This window comes from Massilia sp. Leaf139, from assembly GCF_001424165.1.
In the GTDB taxonomy this organism is placed as follows: Bacteria; Pseudomonadota; Gammaproteobacteria; order Burkholderiales; family Burkholderiaceae_D; genus Telluria.
In genome coordinates this window covers 351677-370827 of the sequence record NZ_LMOJ01000001.1, presented here as the reverse complement: position 1 = coordinate 370827, position 19151 = coordinate 351677, and the positions used below count along the sequence as shown (strand labels likewise).

Below are 19151 nucleotides of genomic sequence, written 5' to 3'. Positions count from 1 at the left end.
TCATGACAGTCCGTGCAGGCGTCTGACGACGAGCACCATGGCGTCGTCGCGGCGGCGGATGAAGTCGCGCATCAGCATCGCGGCGATCAGGGCCGGACTGTGCGCGAGCAGGCCCGGATACTTGTCCAGGTTCCACTGAGTCTGAATGCCGTCCGAGTGCAGGATCACCAGCGCGCCGGGCGGACAAGGCACGCTGAATTCCTGCACCTTGCGCATGTTGTGACCGACGATGCCGTTGTGCGAGACCAGCGCGCGCCGGCTCTCGCCGTCGATCACATAGGCGCCGATGTTGCCGACGCCGGCGAAGCGCACGCTGTCGGCGCCGAAGTCGATGCGTGCGCAGGCCAGCGCAGCGCCGCGCGTGACGCGCAGGGCTTCGTGCGCGGCCGCCACCAGCGCCGCCGGCTCCGCCGACGGACGGTGCGCCAGTTCGCCCACGGCGGCCTTCGACGCCACTGCCGCTTCCGGGCCATGGCCGAGGCCGTCGGCGGCAAGCAGGGTGGCGCCGCCGCCGTCGCAGGCCAGGCCCCAGGCGTCGCCGCATTCGTCCTCGCCCGCCAGCGGCACGGTGATGGCGCCAACTTCGACCCGGCACAGTCCCGGCGCCGCGGCGTCGCGCCACAGGCGCATGTGGAACAGCGCGCCCGCGCCCGGATGCGAATACACGTCGAATTCGTCGGACAGCCGGCGCAGCGCGCCCAGGCCCGTGCCCGCGGTGCCGGCGGTCGACACGCCGTCGCGCAGGCAGGCGTCGATGTCGGCAATGCCGGGGCCGCTGTCGACCGCCAGCACGTCGATCCCGGGCACGCCCTCGGCCTGCGACACGTTCAGGTAGAGCACGCCCTCGCCCGCATGCTTGAGCAGGTTGGTACCGGCCTCGGTGACGATCAGGGCGAGCGTCGCGGCGCGGGTTTCGTCGAAGCCCAGGGCGAGCGCCAGCTTCTGCCCGGCGCGGCGCGCCGCGGCGATGTCGCTGGCGTGCAGGATCGGGTAAGTGTGCTGCGCGTCGAGAGAACTGATCAGCGTTTCCATTTCACGACCGCGATCGCGGTGCCCTCTCCCGGCCGGGTATCGATGTCGAATTCGTCGACCAGGCGCTTCGAGCCGCCCAGGCCCAGGCCCAGGCCGCCGCCGGTGGTATAGCCGTCGCGCAACGCCAGGTTCAGATCCGGGATACCGGGGCCAGCGTCGACGAAGACCAGGCCCACGCCCTGGCGCAGTCCGTCCACCAGTTTGTCGAGGCAGGCGCCGCCGCCGCCGCCGTACTTGATGGTGTTGCGCGCCAGCTCGCTGGCGGCGGTGATCAGCTTGGTCTGGTCGACCAGCGACAGCCCGATCCCGACGGCGCGCTCGCGCACCTGCTTGCGCAGGTTGACGACGTCCTCGTCGCTGCGCAGCGGCAGCTGCACCCGCTCGACACGCGAGCGGGCATGGCGCTCGATGAGGTCGGTCTCGAATCCACCCGCGAATTGATTCACAGCGTCAGCCGCGGTACTCATCTGTTCACGTTCTTTCCAAGCAGGGCCATGCCCTTCTCGACGTTCAGCGCGGTCTTCACGCCATGCAGGGTCAGGCCCAGCTCGACCAGGGTGATGGCGACGGCCGGCTGCATGCCGACCACCACCGTCTGCGCGTCGAGCACGCGCGCCATCGCCGCCGTGTTGCTGATCATGCGGCCGATGAAGGAATCGACCAGGTCGAGCGCCGAGATGTCGATCAGCACGCCCTTGGCGCTATCGCGCACGATACGCTCGGTCAGGTCGTCCTGCAAGGTCATGGCCAGGCGGTCGTGCATGTCGACCTGAATGGTGACGAGCAGCAGGTCGCCCATGCGCAGAATAGGAATGCGTTCCATCGTCTGTCGCGCCTCTATCAGTTCTTCTTATGGATGGTGACCGACGCGCCCGTGCGTTCGAGGGCGACCAGGAAGGCATCGGCCAGGGTCGCCTTGGTGACCACGTCTTCCAGGTTCACGCCCAGGTGGACGATGGTCTGGGCGATCTGCGGACGGATGCCGCTGATGATGCAGTCCGCGCCCATCAGGCGCGCGGCGGCGATCGTCTTCATCAGGTGCTGGGCGACGAGGGTGTCGACCATCGGCACGCCGGTGATGTCGATGATGGCGATCTCGGCGCCGGTGTCGACGATTTTCTGCAGGATGTTTTCCATCACGACTTGCGTGCGCGCCGAATCGAGGGTGCCGATCAGCGGCAGCGCCAGGATGCCGTTCCACAGCTTGACGACCGGCGTCGACAGTTCGAGCAGCTCCTGCTGCTGGCGCACGATGATCTGGTCTTTCGCCTTCTGGAACACTTCGATCGTGTACAGGCCGAGCTTGTCGAGCAGCGAGCTGACCGACCAGGACGCCGAGGCCAGCGCAGCGGAGTCGTCGGCGAAGCCGGCCGTCAGCTGGCCGAACAGCGGCTGCTTGAGCGAAAACACGAAGCTTGCCGTCTCGCTCGGGGTCGAACCGGATTTAGCACGGGATGAAGAGATCTCGGCCAGCAGGTCGCGCACCTCGTCCCAGGAGCGGTGCTCGACGTTTTCCAGCTCGCCGCTGCGGGTGGCGGCTGCAAAAGCGGCCAGGAACTGCTGGCAGTGGCTGCGCAGCTGCTCTTTCGCGCTGCCGCTGCTGCGCACCATCAGGGCTTCGAGCTGGGCGATCCATTGCGAACCGATCTCGGCCTCGTGTTCCTGGATGAGCTGGCTGATGCGGGCGGCGTTGTCCTTGGTCGTCATCGGTACATTCCTTGTTTTGGGGTCGGTATCGTGGATGCGCCCGAATTTTTGACGAGCTGCTCCACCATTGGAGAATCACTAACTATAACACTTTCTCATTGGAATTCAGGAAACGTTTGACCCGCGCGCCGGCCTCCTCGGCGGACGGTCGTGCCTGCGAAACTGATGCGTGTGGCACTGGCATTGCCCGATCCGGGCTTGATGGGTTGCACTGGCTTGGCTATCCTTCTGAAACCTTGATTATGAGCAAGGATCTGACACGAAGGACTGGTTAGCCTGATGTCTTGCGCCAGCACAGTGCGGCCATCGATGCTAACCGTGCAAGGTTTCATTTGGCGCAACCCTCTTCACTTCAGGGAGCAGCCTCATGAAATTCATGTTCGGTCGGCGTGAAAAATTTTTGTACCGGCGCAACCCGATGTTTTCCAGTTTTATGGCGGGCACCAAGTTCGGGCTGCTCATGGCGGGGCTGGTGCTTCTGTATATCAAGCTCATCTGACAAGAGCAATAAAAAACCGCCAGGCTCACGCACTGGCGGTTTTTGTTTTCGACAGCGGCGACCCGCTGCGAAGATCGATTACTGCGCCGCGCCTTCCACAGGATCGGCAGCCTTCATCGACAGCTTCAGGCGGCCGCGCTCGTCGGTCTCGAGAACCTTCACACGCACTTGCTGACCTTCCTTCAGGTAGTCGGCGACGGCGTTGACGCGCTCGTTGGCGATCTGCGAGATGTGCAGCAGGCCGTCCTTGCCTGGCATGACTTGCACGATGGCGCCGAAGTCCAGCAGCTTCAGCACGGTGCCGTCGTAGGTCTTGCCTACTTCGACCGAGGCGGTCAGTTCTTCGATGCGACGCTTGGCTTCCTGGCCGGCGGCGGCGTCGACCGATGCGATGGTCACGACGCCTTCGTCGGTGATGTCGATCTGGGTGCCGGTCTCTTCGGTCAGCGCGCGGATGACGGCGCCGCCCTTGCCGATGACGTCACGGATCTTCTCAGGATTGATCTTGATCGTGATCAGGCGTGGGGCGAAGTCCGACAGTTCGGTCTTCACGCTCGGCACGGCCTTCTGCATCTCGACCAGGATGTGCTGGCGGGCTTCCTTGGCTTGCGCCAGTGCCACCTGCATGATTTCCTTGGTGATGCCCATGATCTTGATGTCCATCTGCAGGGCGGTGATGCCCGCAGTGGTACCGGCGACCTTGAAGTCCATGTCGCCCAGGTGGTCTTCGTCACCCAGGATGTCGGTCAGGACGGCGAACTTGCCGCCTTCCTTGATCAGACCCATGGCGATGCCGGCGACGTGCGCCTTCATCGGCACGCCGGCGTCCATCAGTGCCAGGCAGCCGCCGCAAACCGAGGCCATCGACGAGGAACCGTTCGATTCGGTGATTTCCGACACCAGGCGCACCGAGTAGCTGAACTCTTCCGGCGATGGCAGCGCAGCAACGAGTGCGCGCTTGGCCAGGCGGCCGTGGCCGATTTCGCGGCGCTTCGGGGTGCCCACACGGCCGGTTTCGCCGGTGGCGAACGGAGGCATGTTGTAGTGCATCATGAAGTCGTCGGTGTACTCGCCCATCAGCGCGTCGATCTTCTGGCTGTCACGGGCGGTGCCGAGGGTCGCGATGACCAGGGCCTGGGTTTCGCCGCGGGTGAACAGGGCCGAACCGTGGGTGCGCGGCAGCACGCCGGTACGGATCTCGATCGGGCGCACGGTGCGGGTGTCGCGGCCGTCGATGCGCGGCTCGCCGTCCAGGATCTGCGAACGCACGACCTTGGCTTCCATGTCGAACAGGATGTTGCCGACGTCGGCTGCATTCGCCTCGACGCCTTGCTCCGCCAGGGCGGCCATGACTTCCGACGACAGCGACTTCAGCTTCTGCTGGCGTGCCGACTTTTCGCGGGTCTGGTAGGCTTCGCGCACTTTCGCCGAGGCCAGTTCCGAGACTTGGGCGATCAGGGTTTCATTCTTGGCCGGCGCAGTCCATTCGACTTCCGGCTTGCCGCCTTCTTCGACCAGGGCGTGGATCGCGTCGATGACGGCGCGCATCTGGTCGTGGCCGAAGACGACCGCGCCCAGCATGATTTCTTCGGACAGCTGCTGCGCTTCGGATTCAACCATCAGCACGGCCGTTTCGGTGCCGGCGACGACGAGATCCATCTGCGAGGTTTTCAGTTGGGTGGTGCTCGGGTTCAGGATGTACTGGCCGTTGGCGTAGCCGACGCGGGCGGCGCCGATCGGGCCGTTGAACGGGATGCCGGCGACGCACAGGGCAGCCGAGGCGCCGATCATCGCAGGGATGTCCGGATCGATTTCAGGGTTGACCGACAGCACGTGGATGATGACCTGGACTTCGTTCAGGTAGCCTTCCGGGAACAGCGGGCGGATCGGACGGTCGATCAGGCGCGAGGTGAGCGTTTCTTTTTCGGAAGGACGGCCTTCGCGCTTGAAGAAACCGCCCGGGATTTTACCGGCAGCATACGTTTTTTCGATGTAATCGACGGTCAGCGGGAAGAAGTCCTGGCCTGGCTTGGCGTCTTTCTTGGCGACGACGGTAGCCAGCACGACCGTGTCTTCGACCGACACCATGACGGCGCCGGATGCCTGACGGGCGATTTCACCGGTTTCCAGGGTGACGGTGTGTTGACCGTACTGGAAGGTCTTCGTAACTTTATTAAACATTGGTAATCCCTTTCTATTTGCCGACAGATTTTCAGGAGCTGTCGTTCACCTCTCACCACGACGGCGTCAGAACGGGCGATACGCCCCGCCGCTTTACTACGAAAACTACGGACGGCTCAAAACAAAAAATGCCCGCGACAGTGGCACTGACGCAGGCATTTCATGACTTAAGCAGTCGGGCGCAACAATTACTTACGCAGGCCGAGCTTGGCGATCAGGTCGCGGTAACGGTTCAGGTCTTTGCGCTTCAGGTAAGCCAGCAGGCTCTTACGACGGTTGACCATCATGATCAGGCCGCGGCGCGAGTGGTGGTCTTTCTGGTGGGCTTTGAAGTGGCCGTTCAGTTCGTTGATGCGTGCGGTCAGCAGTGCGACCTGGACTTCCGGCGAACCGGTATCGTTCTGGCCACGTGCGTTGTCGGCGATGATTGCCGACTTGTTGATGTTTTCTACGGACATGATGTTACCTTTCACATGCGGTGCAAGAGTCGTAACCCAGCGCACCGTGATTTGATTAAAAAAACCTGCCCTTGCGGACAGACCCGCCAGTATATGCGAAAACAGTTGGCGTCACCAGCTTTTGCTGCGGCTCCGATGGGGCATGATGGGGTTTTCGGACTTTTTAACGGGGCTCGCAATGAATAAATTGCTCAGAATTACAACGCTGTGTGCGGTGCTTGCCGTGGCCGGCTGCGCGAATCCCCTCTTCTACGAGGCGCCCGCCGTGGGCCAACCGGTGGCGGCCGTGATCGCCAAGCGCGGCCAGCCGACCGCCACCTATCCCGCCCTGGACGGCGGCCAGATGCTCGAATACGCAACCGCCCCCTTCGGCCAGTTCACCTGGATGGCGCACATCGGGCCGGACGGCCGCCTGCTGAGCTACGAGCAGGTGCTCACGGGTGAAAAATTCGCGACGATCAAGGTCGACCAGGCGAACAAGGGCGACGTGCTGCGCACCATCGGCCACCCCGCCGAGCGCTCGCGCGTGGCGCTGCGCAACTACGAGGTCTGGTCGTACCGCTATAAGGAAGCAGGTGTGTGGAATTCGCTGATGCACGTGCATTTCGACGAGGCGGGCGTCGTGCGCCAGATGATGAATGGGCCGGATCCAATGTTCGATGTGCGGGACAGGTTCACGTGGTGACCGATCGCCGGTAACGCCGAGCGAGCGCAGCGCGGTTCGCGCCGGGTCGGTGTCCTTCCCCTATCCATGCCGCTGACTCAGCGGCATTTTTTTTCCGCTGCCTGCATTTCCCCGCTTGCCAAGGGTTTAAACCGACGCTATCCCGGCACTTCCGCAGATCGTCCCTTCTCTTTCCGCATCCACAACAGTAAGCTCGTCAGTTTCTGGCAAACGCTGCTTGCCGGTTTCGAATCCGGCGCCGTTTCCTGGAACGGCGGCAGCGGCATCATCAACAATGCAACGGGCACGCCGGCGCACAGCGGCAGCTGGAAGGCGAAACTGGCCGGCACCGGCGCCACCCGCACTGACAACCTGTACCAGCAAGTGGCGATTCCCGCGACGGCCGTCAGCGCCACCTTGTCGTTCTGGCTGCAGGTGACGACGGCGGAAACCACGACCAGCCGCGCCTACGACACGCTGAGGGTACAAGTGCGCAACAGCGGCGGCACGATCCTGGCGACGCCGGCGACCTACTCGAACCTGAACAAGGGAAGCGGCTACGTGCAACGCAGCATGGATCTGTCGGCCTACAAGGGGCAGACGGTACAGGTTTTCTTCGTCGGCGCCGAGGATGCGTCGCTGCAGACGACGTTCCTGGTCGACGATGTCGCCTTGACGGTGCAGTAGGGTCAGCGCGACGCGGCCTGCGCTTCGTCCACACCGCGAACGAAGGCCTCGACCTCGGCCAGCGTCGGCGCCAGCCCCTTCAGCGAAGTCGACAGCGAGGCGACCAGCGTCGTGTGGCTGACGCCGTCGTAATACCGCTCGCGCACCGGCACCTGCCGGGCGCGCAGGCTGGCCGCCATGCCGCCGGTGTTGCGCGCCGGGTCGACCAGCTCGTCTTTCCTGGCCGCAATCAGCAGCGCCGGTGGCGAGGCTGCGCTCACGTGGCGCAGCGGCTGCGAATCGGCCGGCGTGTCGGGCGCGTCGAACACGGGCCGCGTGGTGCGGTTCTGTACCGGCAGGAAGTCATAGGGACCGGCCAGCCCGATCCAGCCGCGCAGCAGGCTTGGCTTCAACCCCTCCTTGCCGAGCCAGCGCGCATCGAGCGCCAGCATCGCCGCGTTGTAGGCGCCGGCGCTGTGGCCCATCAGGAAGATATTCTCCGGGTCGCCGCCATGCCGGTTTATTTCACGCACGGCCCAGGCGACGGCGGCCGCGCCGTCGATCAGGAAGTCCGGATAGCGCACTTGCGGATACAGCCGGTAGTCGGGCACGACCACCACGAAGCCGCGCGCGGCCAGGGCACGGCCGACGAACGCGTAATCCGCACGATCGCCGCTGACCCAGTTGCCGCCGTAGAAAAAGACGATGACCGGGGCCTTGCCGGCCTGCGCCGGGGGACGGTAGATGTCGAGCATGTTGCGCAGATCGCTGCCATAGCGGTTCGCCGTGCTGGACTGCACGGCGCCGGCCGGCGACACGGCGTTCAGCACCGACAGCGGCGAACAGGCGGCCAGCGCCGCGGCCAGCAGCAGCGCGGTGGTGCAGTAGATGAGTTTGCTCATGCGCCGAGTATGGGCTTGACGTCGGGAACGCGGCGCGCCCTTCGCATGCATATGCGTTTGTTTCCACAAAAACAATAGGCGAACGTATACTGCAGGCCTATGGCCAGCGCACAACCGACCTTCCAGCAACCGCGTCCTTTCGCCGGCATCGGCGTCTCGCTGGCCGTGCATGCGCTCTTGATCGGACTGTGGCAGCTATCGCGGCCGCTGCCTGTGCAGGAGACCAGCGAAGCGCCGCGCGTGCAGTTCTTGCGGCTGGTGCCGACGCCTGCCGCCGAGCGGGCAGTGCCTGCTGCTGCAGCGCGTGCTCCTGCCATTCCCAGGGCCTCGGCAGGGCCGGCGGCGCGTCAGCCTGCGGCGCGCGAACCGGTAGCTGCGCCTGTCGAATCGGCGACCGAGGTCATCGCCCTGCCCGCGCCGCAGGCGGCCGAGACGCCTGCCCAATCCGCCGCCGACCTGCTGCGCAGCGCCAGGGCCGCCGTCGGCGACATCGACCGCACGCTGCGCAAGGAGAACCCGCGGCGCGGCATCGAGGCGCCGATCGAGACGGCGCAGATGAAGCTGGAGCGCGGCATCGCCCAGGCCGCCGAGATGGCGCCGAACAAGTGGTACCAGGCGCCCAAAACCCAGGAGATTCTCGATCCCGGCGGCTACGGCCGCAGGCGCTACCGCGTGATCACGGCAAGCGGCACCTATTGCGTCACCTACGAATCGAACCACGCGCCGGATGGGATCGACACGATGCGCAATGGGATCAAGCCGAAGATGACCAATTGCGATGAGGATGAGGGGCCGGCGACGAAGCAGAAGTGGAATTGAACCGCCGGCGTTATCGACGTCGACCCCGTACGTTACGCGGCGGTCTCGATCAGAGTTGCGGGTGTGCCCTCTCCACCTTCGAATGCAGCTTGTTCAAGCCCGACAAATACGCCTTGGCCGAGGCCACGACGATATCCGGATCCGCCCCCACCCCATTCACGATCCGCCCCTGGCGCGACAGCCGCATCGTTACCTCCCCTTGCGACTCGGTGCCGTTGCTGATCGCATTGATCGAGAAGAGGATCAGATCCGCGCCCGTCCTGGCCTGGCTTTCGATGGCGTTCACGGTGGCGTCGACCGGGCCGTCGCCGGAACCCTCGCAGGCGTATTCCTGGCCATCGATCGCGAACACGACGCGCGCATGCGGCAGTGCGCCCGTCTCCGAGCGCTGCGCCAGCGAGATGAAGCGGAAGTATTCGCCGCCCGAGGCATGTTCCTCGGCCGAAACCAGCGCCAGGATGTCCTCGTCGAAGATTTCGCTCTTGCGGTCGGCCAGCTCCTTGAAGCGGGCGAAGGCGGCGTTGACCTCGCCTTCGGACTCCATTTCGATGCCCAGCTCCTGCAGGCGCGCCTTGAAGGCGTTGCGGCCCGAGAGCTTGCCGAGCACGATCTTGTTGGCGTGCCAGCCGACGTCTTCGGCGCGCATGATCTCGTAGGTCTCGCGCGCCTTCAGGATGCCGTCCTGGTGGATGCCGGAAGCGTGGGCAAAGGCGTTCGCGCCCACCACCGCCTTGTTCGGCTGCACCGCAAAGCCGGTGATCTGCGAGACCATCTTCGAGGCCGGCACGATCTGCGTGGTGTCGATGCCGACGGTGAGCTTGTAGTAGTCGGCGCGGGTGCGCAGCGCCATCACGACTTCTTCCAGCGCCGTGTTGCCGGCGCGCTCGCCCAGGCCGTTGATGGTGCATTCGATCTGGCGCGCGCCGCCGATGGCCACGCCCGCCAGCGAGTTGGCCACCGCCAGGCCCAGGTCGTTATGGCAGTGCACCGACCAGATGGCCTTGTCGGAATTGGGCACGCGCTCGCGCAGGCGGCGGATGGTGGCGCCGAAGACTTCGGGCGTCGCGTAGCCGACCGTGTCGGGGAAGTTGATGGTGGTGGCGCCCTCGGCGATCACGCCTTCCAGCACGCGGCAGAGGAAATCCTCTTCCGAGCGGCTGCCGTCTTCGGGCGAGAACTCGATGTCGTCGGTATGGTTGCGCGCGTAGCGCACGGCCAGCTTCGCCTGCTCCAGCACCTGCTCCGGCTCCATGCGCAGCTTCATCTGCATGTGCAGCGGAGACGTGGCGATGAAGGTGTGGATGCGCTTCCTTGCGGCCGGCTGCAGGGCCTCGGCGGCGCGTGCGATGTCGCGGTCGTTGGCGCGCGAGAGCGAGCAGATGGTGGAGTCGCGCACGCTTGCTGCGATGGCGCGGATGGCCTCGAAGTCGCCCGGGGAAGCGGCGGCGAAGCCGGCTTCGATGACGTCGACCCGCAGCCGTTCGAGCTGGCGCGCGATGCGGACTTTTTCGTCCTTCGTCATCGAGGCGCCCGGCGATTGCTCGCCGTCGCGCAGGGTGGTGTCGAAAATGATGAGGCGGTCAGGGTCGAACATGGCTGCTACTCCGATAGGCGCTTGTTATCCAAGAGCGCCACCGGTCGACCCCAACGGGGGATCAGCGGCGCTCGCTGTCTTCGATTGGTTCGTCGGTCGGAATGATGCTCACCTTCTTGCCGCGGGCGCGCTGCAGCACAAACACCACATAACCCGACAAACCGTACACTACAAAAATCGGCCACAGGACTTTCGGCGGATCGATCGCCACCAGCGCGAAGCCGAGGGCGATCAGGAACACCACGATGAACGGCACCGACTTGCGGAAGTTCACGTCCTTGAAGCTGTAAAACGGCACGTTCGACACCATCGTCAGGCCGGCGAACACGGCCAGGCACCAGCTCACCCAGTCCACCTGGCGCGCGCTGATATTGATGTCCGGGTCGGTCATGAACATGATGAAGCCGACCACCACACCCGCCGCCGCCGGGCTGGGCAAGCCCTGGAAGAAGCGCTTGTCCACGACCTCGATGTTCGTGTTGAAGCGCGCCAGGCGCAGCGCCGCGCCCGCGCAGTACACGAAGGCGGCGATCCAGCCCAGTTTTCCCAGGCCGCGCAGCGACCACTCGTAAATCACCAGCGCCGGTGCCGCACCGAAGGAGACCATGTCCGACAAACTGTCGTACTGCGCGCCGAACTCCGACTGCGTGTTCGTCAGGCGCGCCACGCGTCCGTCCATCGCATCGAGAATCATCGCAATGAAGACGGCCCAGCAGGCGTGCTCGAAGCGCTGGTTCATCGCCATCACGATCGCGTAGAAACCGCAGAACAGCGCCGCGGTCGTGAAGGCGTTCGGCAACAAATAAATGCCACGCCCGCGCGTGCCGCCCTTGTCTTCCGCCCGGCGTCCAAAACGCTTCAGGCGGGCAAATCGTGGCGCGCGGGGCGCTGTTCCATTTTTCTTACGTCGTGGAAAGGCTGGCATAAGGTTCCGTATCAAGTAGTGTTCGCGCTGCCTCTACGTTGCAGCGCCGTTCTCCGCATTATAGGGGCGGAAACGGCATGTTAGCGAACGGATACTATTGAAACTGTCTCAACAGCAATATCTCAGTGGGACAAGCTGTCGTGGCGGTTTCTTACTTGAACTTCACCTTTCCCACCAGACGCATCTGCAAGGTCGTTTCCCCCGGCTCGAAACTTGGTTCCGGCATGACATCGTCGGCCGCCTTCATGCGCGAACCCGCTACCATTACCGACTGCATCTCCGGCCGCCCGCCGTAATTGCCCGACCCCTCGAAGTCGACCGTGTCCAGGGTCGCGTCCGCCGGCTGGCGTCCCATCGCGCGCGCGATCGAAACGATGCGCTCGTTCAGGTTGCGGTAGGTCTCGGCGATGCGGCGGTCGTCCAGCATCTTCTCGGTCGCCGGCGCCAGGCCGAAGCTGATGCCGTTGATCTGCAAGACCTTCTGCGCCGCGGCCGCCGTCTTCGGCAATTCCCCCAGGTTCGTCGTCTTTACCTCCAGGTACTGCCCAACGCGCCAGCCGCTCGGCACCGGCTTGACCGGCGCGCGCGTCGCCGGCAGCGGCTGCACCGGCGGTTCCGGATAGACCGGGTAGGTGTAATACCCCTGCGTCTTCAGCTCGGCCTTCGGATCGGCGCGGCGCACGATCTCGGTGCCCTCCTTCATCTTGCGGTTCACGCGCGCGGCGGCCGCGTTCTTGTCCTTGTCGAATTCCTCGACGGCGAAGGTGACGATCGCCTGGTCGTTGGCATGGCGAACTTCACCGTTGGCCGGCACGATGACCATGGTGCCGGCGGTCGATGGCACCGGCAGCGTTTGCGCGCCGGCATGTGCGCTTGCCAGCAGGCTGGCGACGAGGATCAGTTTGGGAAGGGACATGTGGTTCTCCAGGCTAAGTAAAAGTGGCATTACTTATACGATACCGTCGCGTCGCTTTCCGTCGTGAATTTGTAATGGAAAGTTGCATTTGATACCGTCCTGACGACATGTCCCCGCGCTGTAGGGTGGACGGATTTCCGTCCACGCGTTTAGTCTGCAACGGGTGGACGGCAAAGCCGTCCACCCTACGGCTTAGTTCTTCGACTGATCGACCAGCTTGTTCTTCGCGATCCACGGCATCATCGCGCGCAGCTTGGCGCCGACTTCCTCGATCTGGTGTTCTGCCGTCAGGCGGCGGCGCGAGATCAGGGTCGGTGCGCCGGCCTTGTTTTCGAGGATGAAGCTCTTCGCGTACTCGCCGGTCTGGATGTCCTTCAGGCACTGGCGCATCGCATCCTTGGTGGCCGCCGTGACGATGCGCGGGCCGGTGACGTATTCGCCGTATTCCGCGTTGTTCGAGATCGAGTAGTTCATGTTGGCGATGCCGCCTTCGTAGATCAGGTCGACGATCAGTTTCAGCTCGTGCAGGCATTCGAAATAGGCCATCTCCGGCGCGTAACCCGCTTCGGTCAGGGTCTCGAAGCCGGCCTTGATCAGCTCGACGGCGCCGCCGCACAGGACGGCCTGCTCGCCGAACAGGTCGGTCTCGGTCTCTTCGCGGAAGTTGGTCTCGATGATGCCGGCGCGGCCGCCGCCATTCGCCATCGCATACGACAGCGCAATGTCGCGCGCGGCGCCGGACTTGTCCTGGTAGACGGCGATCAGGTGCGGCACGCCGCCGCCCTGGCGGTAGGTGCCGCGCACGGTGTGGCCCGGCGCTTTCGGCGCGATCATGATGACGTCGAGGTCGGAACGCGGCACGACCTGGCCGTAGTGGACGTTGAAGCCGTGGGCGAACGCCAGCACGGCGCCCTGCTTGGCGTTCGGCTCGACGTTTTCCTTGTAGACCTGGGCGATGTTCTCGTCCGGCAGCAGGATCATGATGATGTCGGCGTTCTTGACCGCGTCGTCGACCTCGGCGACCTGCAGGCCGGCCTGCTCGACCTTGTTCCAGGAGGCGCCGCCGCGGCGCAGGCCGACGGTGACGTTCACACCCGATTCCGACAGGTTCTGGGCGTGGGCATGGCCTTGCGAGCCGTAGCCGATGATGGCGACGTTTTTGCCCTTGATGAGGGAGAGGTCGCAGTCTTTGTCGTAGAAAACTTTCATGGTCATTCCTTGATTTTGTATGTTCGTTGTATGTGCGTTGTAGGGTGGGCGCCCCGTGCCCACCAGAAGTTCAGACCTTGAGGATGCGCTCGCCGCGGCCGATGCCGGAGCCGCCGGTACGGACGGTCTCCAAAATGGAGGCGCGGTCGATGGCATCGATGAAGGCGTCGAGCTTGCTCTTGGCACCGGTCAGTTCGATCGTGTAGGTCTTTTCCGTGACATCGATGATGCGGCCGCGGAAGATGTCGGCGGTGCGCTTGAGCTCTTCGCGTTCCTTGCCGACGGCACGCACCTTGATCAGCATGAGCTCGCGCTCGATGTGCTGGCCTTCGGTCAGATCGACGACCTTCACCACTTCGATCAGGCGGTTCAGGTGTTTGGTGATCTGCTCGATGATGTCGTCCGAGCCGGAGGTGACGATGGTCATGCGCGACAGGGTCGCGTCTTCGGTCGGCGCCACGGTCAGGGTTTCGATGTTGTAGCCGCGCGCCGAGAACAGGCCCACCACGCGCGACAGGGCGCCGGCTTCGTTCTCGAGGAGAACCGAGATGATGTGTCTCATTTACAGATCCTCCGAGCCGAGCAGCATTTCGGACAGGCCGCGGCCCGCCTTGACCATCGGCCAGACGTTCTCGCTCTGGTCGGTGATGAAGTTCATGAACACGAGGCGATCCTTCATGCCGAAAGCTTCGCGCAGCGAACCCTCGACGTCGCCCGGCTTCTCGATGCGCATGCCGACGTGGCCATAGGCCTCGGCCAGCTTCTCGAAGTCCGGCAGCGAATCCATGTACGACTCGGAATAGCGCGAGCCGTAGTCGATCTGCTGCCACTGGCGCACCATGCCGAGGAAGCGGTTGTTCAAGAGGATGATCTTCGGCGTCAGGTGGTACTGCTTGCAGGTGGCGAGCTCCTGGATGCACATCTGGATCGAGCCCTCGCCGGTGACGCAGGCGACCGTCGCATCCGGGTTCGCCATCTGCACGCCCATCGCGTACGGCAGGCCCACGCCCATCGTGCCCAGGCCGCCGGAATTGATCCAGCGGCGCGGCTTGTCGAAGGGGTAGTACTGGGCCGCCCACATCTGGTGCTGGCCGACGTCGGAGGTGATGAAGGCGTCGCCTTTCGTCACCTGCCACAGCTGTTCGATGACGGACTGCGGTTTGATGACGAGGTTCGAATCCTCGTACTTCAGGCAGTCCTTGCCGCGCCATTCGTCGATCTGCTTCCACCAGTCGCGCAGCGGTTCCGGATTGGCGCGCACGGCCCCAGCGGCGTCGAGCTGGGCCAGGAATTCGGTCAGCACTTCCTTGACGTTGCCGACGATCGGGATGTCGACCTTCACCCGCTTCGAGATCGAGGACGGGTCGATGTCGATGTGGATGATCTTGCGCGGATGGCTGGCGAAGTGCTTCGGGTTGCCGATCACGCGGTCGTCGAAGCGGGCGCCGATCGCGATCAGCACGTCGCAGTGCTGCATCGCCATGTTCGCTTCGTAGGTGCCGTGCATGCCGGGCATGCCGACGAAATGCTCGCTGCTCGAGCGCGAACCGCCCAGGCCCATCAGCGTGTTCGTGACCGGTGCGCCGACTTTCTCGACCAGGCGGTTCAGTTCGTTTGAAGCGTTGGCGAGGATGACGCCGCCGCCGGCATAGATCATCGGCCGCTCGGCGCTTTGCAGCAGCTGCACGGCCTTGCGGATCTGGCCGGTATGGCCCTTGTCGACCGGCTTATAGGAACGCATCTCGATTTCGCGCGGATACTCGAACATGCACTTGTGCATGCTGATGTCCTTCGGGATATCGACCAGCACCGGGCCGGGACGGCCGGTACGGGCAATGAAGAAGGCCTTCTTGATGGTGGAGGCCAGTTCCTTCACGTCCTTGACCAGGAAGTTGTGCTTGACCACGGGGCGGGTGATGCCGACCGTGTCGCATTCCTGGAAGGCGTCCTGGCCGATCGCATGGCTCGGCACCTGGCCGCTGATCACCACCATCGGAATCGAATCCATGTAGGCGGTGGACAGGCCGGTGACGGCATTGGTGACGCCCGGGCCGGAGGTGACGATGGCGACGCCGACCGTGTTCGAGCTGCGCGAATAGGCGTCGGCGGCGTGCACGGCGGCCTGTTCGTGGCGCACCAGGACGTGCTGGAATTTGTCTTGCTGGAAGATGGCGTCGTAGATGTACAGCACTGCGCCGCCAGGGTAGCCGAAGACGTGTTTCACGCCTTCCTCGGCCAGGCAACGGACGACGATTTCGGCGCCCGTGATGGGGGCCGCTGCTTCGTTATTCATGAATCATTCCTTTCAAGACCCAGAGGGAGTTTGATCGGATGCCCGTTCCTAACGAAATACGGTTTGCCCCACAGCGCCTTCAGCTTCCCTTCTTTCTGCGGTCGCGTCGAACTCCCGGCATCAATAGATGCCTTTGGAACGGCGCTGGGCGCAACTCGTTTGGCTGAGTGTCTGTAGCGGCTCGACGCATCTCTCGCGCTTGTGGCGCGGGTTGGAGCAAACTGCCTACAAATGAAAGCGTGCCAGAACAGTCCAGGCCTTGTGTGCCGGTCCGACTGACGTTGAAGCTTCGGGGGTGCAAAGCGTGAGGAACACCTTACTGCGTTGCACCATTTTGGTCAAGATAAAAAAAAGAAAAGACAACACGCACCAGTTGGGTGCGTGTTTTGAGGGATCGTGCAGTGCAACGATGAGGCCGATTGTGTTGGTATGCGGGCGGTGAACGCGGGCATGCCCGCCCTACCTTACGCAACGGCCAACGCCGGTCTTGCACCGTAGGGCGGGCATGCCCGCGTTCCGTGCCCACGCATACCATCAACGCTCCATCCCCCACCGCCGCACCGTCACCCGCGCCAGGCTCTGGAACACGATGTTCTCCACCGCCAGCCCGATGATGATCACCGCCGCCAGCCCCGCGAACACCTTGTCCGTGAACAGCTCGTTACGGCTCTGGAAGATGAACCATCCGAGCCCGCCCTGCCCCGAGGTCGTGCCGAACACCAGCTCGGCCGCGATCAGGGTACGCCAGGCAAAGGCCCAGCCGATCTTCAATCCCGACAGGATCGCCGGCAGCGCCGCCGGAATCAGGATCTGCAGCACCAGGCGCAGCCCGCCCAGGCCGTAGTTGCGCCCCGCCATGCGCAGCGTCTCGGGCACCGCGCGGAAACCCGCGCTCGCGTTCAGGGTCAGCGGCCACAGCACCGAATGCATCAGCACCATGATCAGGCTGCCCTTGCCGAGCCCGAACCACAGCAGCGCCAGCGGCAGCAGCGCGATCGCCGGCAGCGGGTTGAACATCGAGGTCAGGGTTTCGATCAGCTCGCGCCCGACGCGGTTCGAGACGGCCAGCCAGGTCAGCAGGAATGCCCCGGCGACGCCCATCAGGTAGCCCTGGGTCAGCACCGCGAACGAGACGGCGATATAGCCGAACAGCTCGCCCGAAGCCAGGCCGTCGACCAGCGCGCGCGCCGTCTGCAAGGCCGTGGGCAGCAGCAGGTCGTTGTCGTACCAGCGCGCCAGCACTTCCCAGAGGATGGCCAGCACCAGCAGCATGCCGGCCTTGCGCAGCCAGGACAGACCGCTCAGCGCGGCCTGGCGCAAGGTCGTGGGCTGGCCTGTCGGCTGCGGCGCGAGACCGGCCTGCGGCACGGCCAGCGCCAGTTCGTATTCCGGGCGGATGGGCGGATCGCGGAAGCCGTTCATGAATGCACCGCCACGGCCTGAGGTGCTGAGGTAGGTGTTGCAGCGGCGCGCGCCGGCGCCTCGCCGAACAGCAGCCGGTGAATGCGCTCGTTCGCCGCCTGGAACTCGGCGCTGCCGGCGCTCGCCAGGTCGAACTGGTGGCTGTTGATCTCGGCGCGCACCCGCCCCGGATGGGGACTGAGCAGCAGGATGCGGTTGCCGACCACCAGCGCCTCCTCGATCGAGTGGGTGACGAACAGCATGGTGAAACCGACCTCGTCCCACAGGCTCTGCAACTGCTCCTGCATGGTGCGCCGGGTGAGCGCGTCGAGAGCGGCGAAGGGTTCGTCCATCAGCAGGATATCCGGCTGCATGGCCAGCGCCCGCGCGATCGCCACGCGCGCCTTCATCCCGCCCGACAGCGTGTGTGGATAGGCGTTCGTGAAGCCGGCCAGGCCGACCTTGCCCAGCCAGTGGCGGGCACGTTCGCGTGCCTCCGCCTTTTTCATGCCGCCCGCCAGCAGCGGGAACATGACGTTGTTCTCCACCGTCTTCCAGGGCGGCAGCTGGTCGAATTCCTGGAACACGACGATGCGATCCGGCCCCGGCCCGGTGATCGGCTTGCCGGCCAGGCGCAGGCTGCCGGCGCGCGGGGCAATGAAACCGCCCACGGCTTTGAGCAGGGTCGACTTGCCGCAGCCCGACGGCCCGAGCAGCACGAAGCGGTCGCCGCGGTGGACGTCGAAGCTGACGTCCTCGGTGGCGCGCACGCTGCCTTGCGCGCCGGCGTATTCGATCGTCACGTGTTCGGCGCGCAGCAGGGGGCCGGTGGGCGGCACGACCTGCAATGGAGGCGTATTCATTTCAGCTCGCATCTCAGCTCCCGGAGGCGAGCGCCGGATGCTCGAAGAAGTAATCCTTCCAGCTGGCCGGCTTCTTCTTGATCGCGCCGACCTCGAACAGGAACTGCGCCAGGCCGAGCGTGTTCTGCGGCGCCACCTTGAACTGCACCTTCGGATTTTTAATGACTTGCACCAGCAGCGCACGGTCGATCCCGCCCTTGTTCACGCGCAGGTAGGCGTCGGCTGCCGCTTCCGGATTGGTGGATGCCAGCTGGGCCGCCTCGATCAAGGCATCGAGGAAGGCGCGGTAGGTCTTTGGATTTTCCTTCACATATTTTTCGGTGGCGTACAGCACCGTGGCCGAGGCCGGGCCGCCCAGCACCTGGTAGGAGTCGAGCACGATCTTCGCCTTCGGATTGGCGGCCAATTCCTGTTCCTGGAACGGCGGATTGGCGAAGTGGGCGTTGATTTCGGTGCCGCCGGCGATGACCGCGGCGGCCGCGTCCGGATGCGGCACGGCTTGCGTGAGCGGGTCGAGCTTCTTGAATTCGGCTTGTCCCCACTGCTTGCTGGCGGCCATCTGCAGGATGCGCGCCTGCACCGACACGCTCACGGCAGGCAGCGCGATGCGATCCTTCGGCCCGAAGTCGGCGATCGACTTCACGGCCGGGTTGGTGCTGACCAGGTAGTAGGGGAAATTGCCGAGCGAGGCGACGGCGCGCACGTTCTGCTTGCCGGCGGTACGATCCCAGATCGTCATCAGGGGGCCGAGGCCGGCGCCGACCACGTCCACCGAATTCGACAAGAGCGCGTCGTTGACGGCCGCCCCGCCGGAGAGCTTTACCCAGTCGACGTCGATCTCGACGCCATGCTTCTTTCCGTGCTTTTCGATCAGTTTCTGGTCTTGCGCCACGTTCAGCAGCAGGTAGACCACGCCGAACTGCTCGGCGATGCGGATCTTGCCTTCGGCCTGGGCGGCGGGGACGGCAGCGGCCAGGGACAGGGCCGCCAGGGCGGCGGCGAATGTACGGCGTTTCAACATG

General features: G+C 64.5%; 20 protein-coding genes. 4 read left to right on the top strand and 16 right to left on the bottom strand.

The features are described 5' to 3' along the window. The 4 genes from ASF77_RS01670 to ASF77_RS01655 are packed head-to-tail and all read right to left on the bottom strand — an operon-like array spanning position 1 to position 2739. On the bottom strand, positions 1 to 1032 hold the full coding sequence (locus ASF77_RS01670) for an ATP-binding SpoIIE family protein phosphatase (protein ID WP_056333495.1): 1032 nt from the start codon (positions 1030 to 1032) through the stop codon (positions 1 to 3). Beyond that, positions 1020 to 1499, bottom strand: coding sequence for an anti-sigma regulatory factor (locus ASF77_RS01665; RefSeq protein WP_056333492.1), 480 nt, complete (start codon positions 1497 to 1499; stop codon positions 1020 to 1022). The genes ASF77_RS01670 and ASF77_RS01665 overlap by 13 nt, the downstream gene beginning before the upstream one ends. Beyond that, positions 1496 to 1855: an STAS domain-containing protein gene (locus tag ASF77_RS01660; protein ID WP_056333488.1), complete on the bottom strand. Its 360-nt coding sequence runs from the start codon at positions 1853 to 1855 to the stop codon at positions 1496 to 1498. Before ASF77_RS01660 ends, ASF77_RS01665 begins: the two co-directional genes overlap by 4 nt. A 17-nt stretch (positions 1856 to 1872) precedes the next feature. Beyond that, positions 1873 to 2739, bottom strand: coding sequence for an STAS domain-containing protein (locus ASF77_RS01655; protein ID WP_056333485.1), 867 nt, complete (start codon positions 2737 to 2739; stop codon positions 1873 to 1875). A 367-nt stretch (positions 2740 to 3106) separates the two neighbouring features. Here ASF77_RS01655 and ASF77_RS25090 point away from each other — a divergent pair, with 367 nt between their 5' ends. Then, positions 3107 to 3238 carry a hypothetical protein gene (locus tag ASF77_RS25090; RefSeq protein WP_267875156.1) on the top strand — a complete coding sequence of 44 codons (132 nt, stop codon included), beginning with the start codon at positions 3107 to 3109 and terminating at the stop codon, positions 3236 to 3238. A 78-nt stretch (positions 3239 to 3316) separates the two neighbouring features. Here the strand turns inward: ASF77_RS25090 and pnp are convergent, their stop codons facing one another. Further along, positions 3317 to 5419: a polyribonucleotide nucleotidyltransferase gene (pnp, locus tag ASF77_RS01650; protein ID WP_056333482.1), complete on the bottom strand. Its 2103-nt coding sequence runs from the start codon at positions 5417 to 5419 to the stop codon at positions 3317 to 3319. Between the two features lie 188 nt (positions 5420 to 5607). Beyond that, complete coding sequence (rpsO, locus tag ASF77_RS01645; RefSeq protein WP_056336174.1) at positions 5608 to 5877, bottom strand: 30S ribosomal protein S15; 270 nt, start codon at positions 5875 to 5877, stop codon at positions 5608 to 5610. A 178-nt stretch (positions 5878 to 6055) separates the two neighbouring features. Here rpsO and ASF77_RS01640 point away from each other — a divergent pair, with 178 nt between their 5' ends. Together ASF77_RS01640 and ASF77_RS01635 are read left to right on the top strand one after the other, a co-directional pair. Further along, complete coding sequence (locus ASF77_RS01640) at positions 6056 to 6562, top strand: hypothetical protein (protein WP_056333479.1); 507 nt, start codon at positions 6056 to 6058, stop codon at positions 6560 to 6562. Between the two features lie 66 nt (positions 6563 to 6628). Beyond that, a complete protein-coding gene (locus ASF77_RS01635) occupies positions 6629 to 7228 on the top strand; it encodes a choice-of-anchor J domain-containing protein (RefSeq protein ID WP_056333477.1) in 600 nt (199 codons plus the stop codon). 2 nt (positions 7229 to 7230) lie between these two features. Here ASF77_RS01635 and ASF77_RS01630 read toward each other — a convergent pair whose 3' ends face one another. Further along, a complete protein-coding gene (locus ASF77_RS01630; protein ID WP_056333474.1) occupies positions 7231 to 8109 on the bottom strand; it encodes an alpha/beta hydrolase in 879 nt (292 codons plus the stop codon). 99 nt (positions 8110 to 8208) lie between these two features. Between ASF77_RS01630 and ASF77_RS01625 the strand changes: the two genes are divergently transcribed. Further along, the gene (locus ASF77_RS01625) at positions 8209 to 8928 is read left to right on the top strand and encodes a hypothetical protein (protein WP_056333471.1); all 720 of its coding nucleotides are present in this window, start codon (positions 8209 to 8211) and stop codon (positions 8926 to 8928) included. Positions 8929 to 8977: 49 nt separating this feature from the next. On the opposite strand, the gene ASF77_RS01620 is transcribed toward ASF77_RS01625, so the two are convergent. From ASF77_RS01620 to ASF77_RS01580, 9 genes are all read right to left on the bottom strand, one after another. Next, positions 8978 to 10522, bottom strand: coding sequence for a 2-isopropylmalate synthase (locus tag ASF77_RS01620; protein ID WP_056333468.1), 1545 nt, complete (start codon positions 10520 to 10522; stop codon positions 8978 to 8980). 61 nt (positions 10523 to 10583) lie between these two features. Further along, a complete protein-coding gene (gene pssA, locus ASF77_RS01615) occupies positions 10584 to 11447 on the bottom strand; it encodes a CDP-diacylglycerol--serine O-phosphatidyltransferase (protein WP_056333465.1) in 864 nt (287 codons plus the stop codon). A gap of 151 nt (positions 11448 to 11598) precedes the next feature. Beyond that, the gene (locus ASF77_RS01610) at positions 11599 to 12363 is read right to left on the bottom strand and encodes an SIMPL domain-containing protein (RefSeq protein WP_056333462.1); all 765 of its coding nucleotides are present in this window, start codon (positions 12361 to 12363) and stop codon (positions 11599 to 11601) included. 192 nt (positions 12364 to 12555) lie between these two features. Next, a complete protein-coding gene (gene ilvC / locus ASF77_RS01605) occupies positions 12556 to 13572 on the bottom strand; it encodes a ketol-acid reductoisomerase (RefSeq protein WP_056336171.1) in 1017 nt (338 codons plus the stop codon). A 70-nt stretch (positions 13573 to 13642) separates the two neighbouring features. After that, complete coding sequence (ilvN, locus tag ASF77_RS01600; RefSeq protein ID WP_056333459.1) at positions 13643 to 14134, bottom strand: acetolactate synthase small subunit; 492 nt, start codon at positions 14132 to 14134, stop codon at positions 13643 to 13645. Continuing rightward, positions 14135 to 15865 carry an acetolactate synthase 3 catalytic subunit gene (locus ASF77_RS01595; RefSeq protein WP_056333456.1) on the bottom strand — a complete coding sequence of 577 codons (1731 nt, stop codon included), beginning with the start codon at positions 15863 to 15865 and terminating at the stop codon, positions 14135 to 14137. Positions 15866 to 16399: 534 nt separating this feature from the next. Further along, the gene (locus ASF77_RS01590; protein WP_056333453.1) at positions 16400 to 17287 is read right to left on the bottom strand and encodes an ABC transporter permease; all 888 of its coding nucleotides are present in this window, start codon (positions 17285 to 17287) and stop codon (positions 16400 to 16402) included. Beyond that, positions 17284 to 18129, bottom strand: coding sequence for an ABC transporter ATP-binding protein (locus ASF77_RS01585; RefSeq protein ID WP_056333451.1), 846 nt, complete (start codon positions 18127 to 18129; stop codon positions 17284 to 17286). Before ASF77_RS01585 ends, ASF77_RS01590 begins: the two co-directional genes overlap by 4 nt. A gap of 13 nt (positions 18130 to 18142) precedes the next feature. Then, positions 18143 to 19150, bottom strand: a complete 1008-nt coding sequence (locus ASF77_RS01580; RefSeq protein WP_082493497.1) for an ABC transporter substrate-binding protein — start codon at positions 19148 to 19150, stop codon at positions 18143 to 18145. Position 19151 lies beyond the last annotated feature (1 nt).

Coding starts and splice junctions, on each gene's coding strand:
- ASF77_RS01670 (WP_056333495.1), bottom strand. CDS start 1,032: ATGGAAACGCTGATCAGTTCTCTCGACGCGCAGCACACTTACCCGATC.
- ASF77_RS01665 (WP_056333492.1), bottom strand. CDS start 1,499: ATGAGTACCGCGGCTGACGCTGTGAATCAATTCGCGGGTGGATTCGAG.
- ASF77_RS01660 (WP_056333488.1), bottom strand. CDS start 1,855: ATGGAACGCATTCCTATTCTGCGCATGGGCGACCTGCTGCTCGTCACC.
- ASF77_RS01655 (WP_056333485.1), bottom strand. CDS start 2,739: ATGACGACCAAGGACAACGCCGCCCGCATCAGCCAGCTCATCCAGGAA.
- ASF77_RS25090 (WP_267875156.1), top strand. CDS start 3,107: ATGAAATTCATGTTCGGTCGGCGTGAAAAATTTTTGTACCGGCGCAAC.
- pnp (WP_056333482.1), bottom strand. CDS start 5,419: ATGTTTAATAAAGTTACGAAGACCTTCCAGTACGGTCAACACACCGTC.
- rpsO (WP_056336174.1), bottom strand. CDS start 5,877: ATGTCCGTAGAAAACATCAACAAGTCGGCAATCATCGCCGACAACGCA.
- ASF77_RS01640 (WP_056333479.1), top strand. CDS start 6,056: ATGAATAAATTGCTCAGAATTACAACGCTGTGTGCGGTGCTTGCCGTG.
- ASF77_RS01635 (WP_056333477.1), top strand. CDS start 6,629: ATGCCGCTGACTCAGCGGCATTTTTTTTCCGCTGCCTGCATTTCCCCG.
- ASF77_RS01630 (WP_056333474.1), bottom strand. CDS start 8,109: ATGAGCAAACTCATCTACTGCACCACCGCGCTGCTGCTGGCCGCGGCG.
- ASF77_RS01625 (WP_056333471.1), top strand. CDS start 8,209: ATGGCCAGCGCACAACCGACCTTCCAGCAACCGCGTCCTTTCGCCGGC.
- ASF77_RS01620 (WP_056333468.1), bottom strand. CDS start 10,522: ATGTTCGACCCTGACCGCCTCATCATTTTCGACACCACCCTGCGCGAC.
- pssA (WP_056333465.1), bottom strand. CDS start 11,447: ATGCCAGCCTTTCCACGACGTAAGAAAAATGGAACAGCGCCCCGCGCG.
- ASF77_RS01610 (WP_056333462.1), bottom strand. CDS start 12,363: ATGTCCCTTCCCAAACTGATCCTCGTCGCCAGCCTGCTGGCAAGCGCA.
- ilvC (WP_056336171.1), bottom strand. CDS start 13,572: ATGAAAGTTTTCTACGACAAAGACTGCGACCTCTCCCTCATCAAGGGC.
- ilvN (WP_056333459.1), bottom strand. CDS start 14,134: ATGAGACACATCATCTCGGTTCTCCTCGAGAACGAAGCCGGCGCCCTG.
- ASF77_RS01595 (WP_056333456.1), bottom strand. CDS start 15,865: ATGAATAACGAAGCAGCGGCCCCCATCACGGGCGCCGAAATCGTCGTC.
- ASF77_RS01590 (WP_056333453.1), bottom strand. CDS start 17,287: ATGAACGGCTTCCGCGATCCGCCCATCCGCCCGGAATACGAACTGGCG.
- ASF77_RS01585 (WP_056333451.1), bottom strand. CDS start 18,129: ATGAATACGCCTCCATTGCAGGTCGTGCCGCCCACCGGCCCCCTGCTG.
- ASF77_RS01580 (WP_082493497.1), bottom strand. CDS start 19,150: ATGTTGAAACGCCGTACATTCGCCGCCGCCCTGGCGGCCCTGTCCCTG.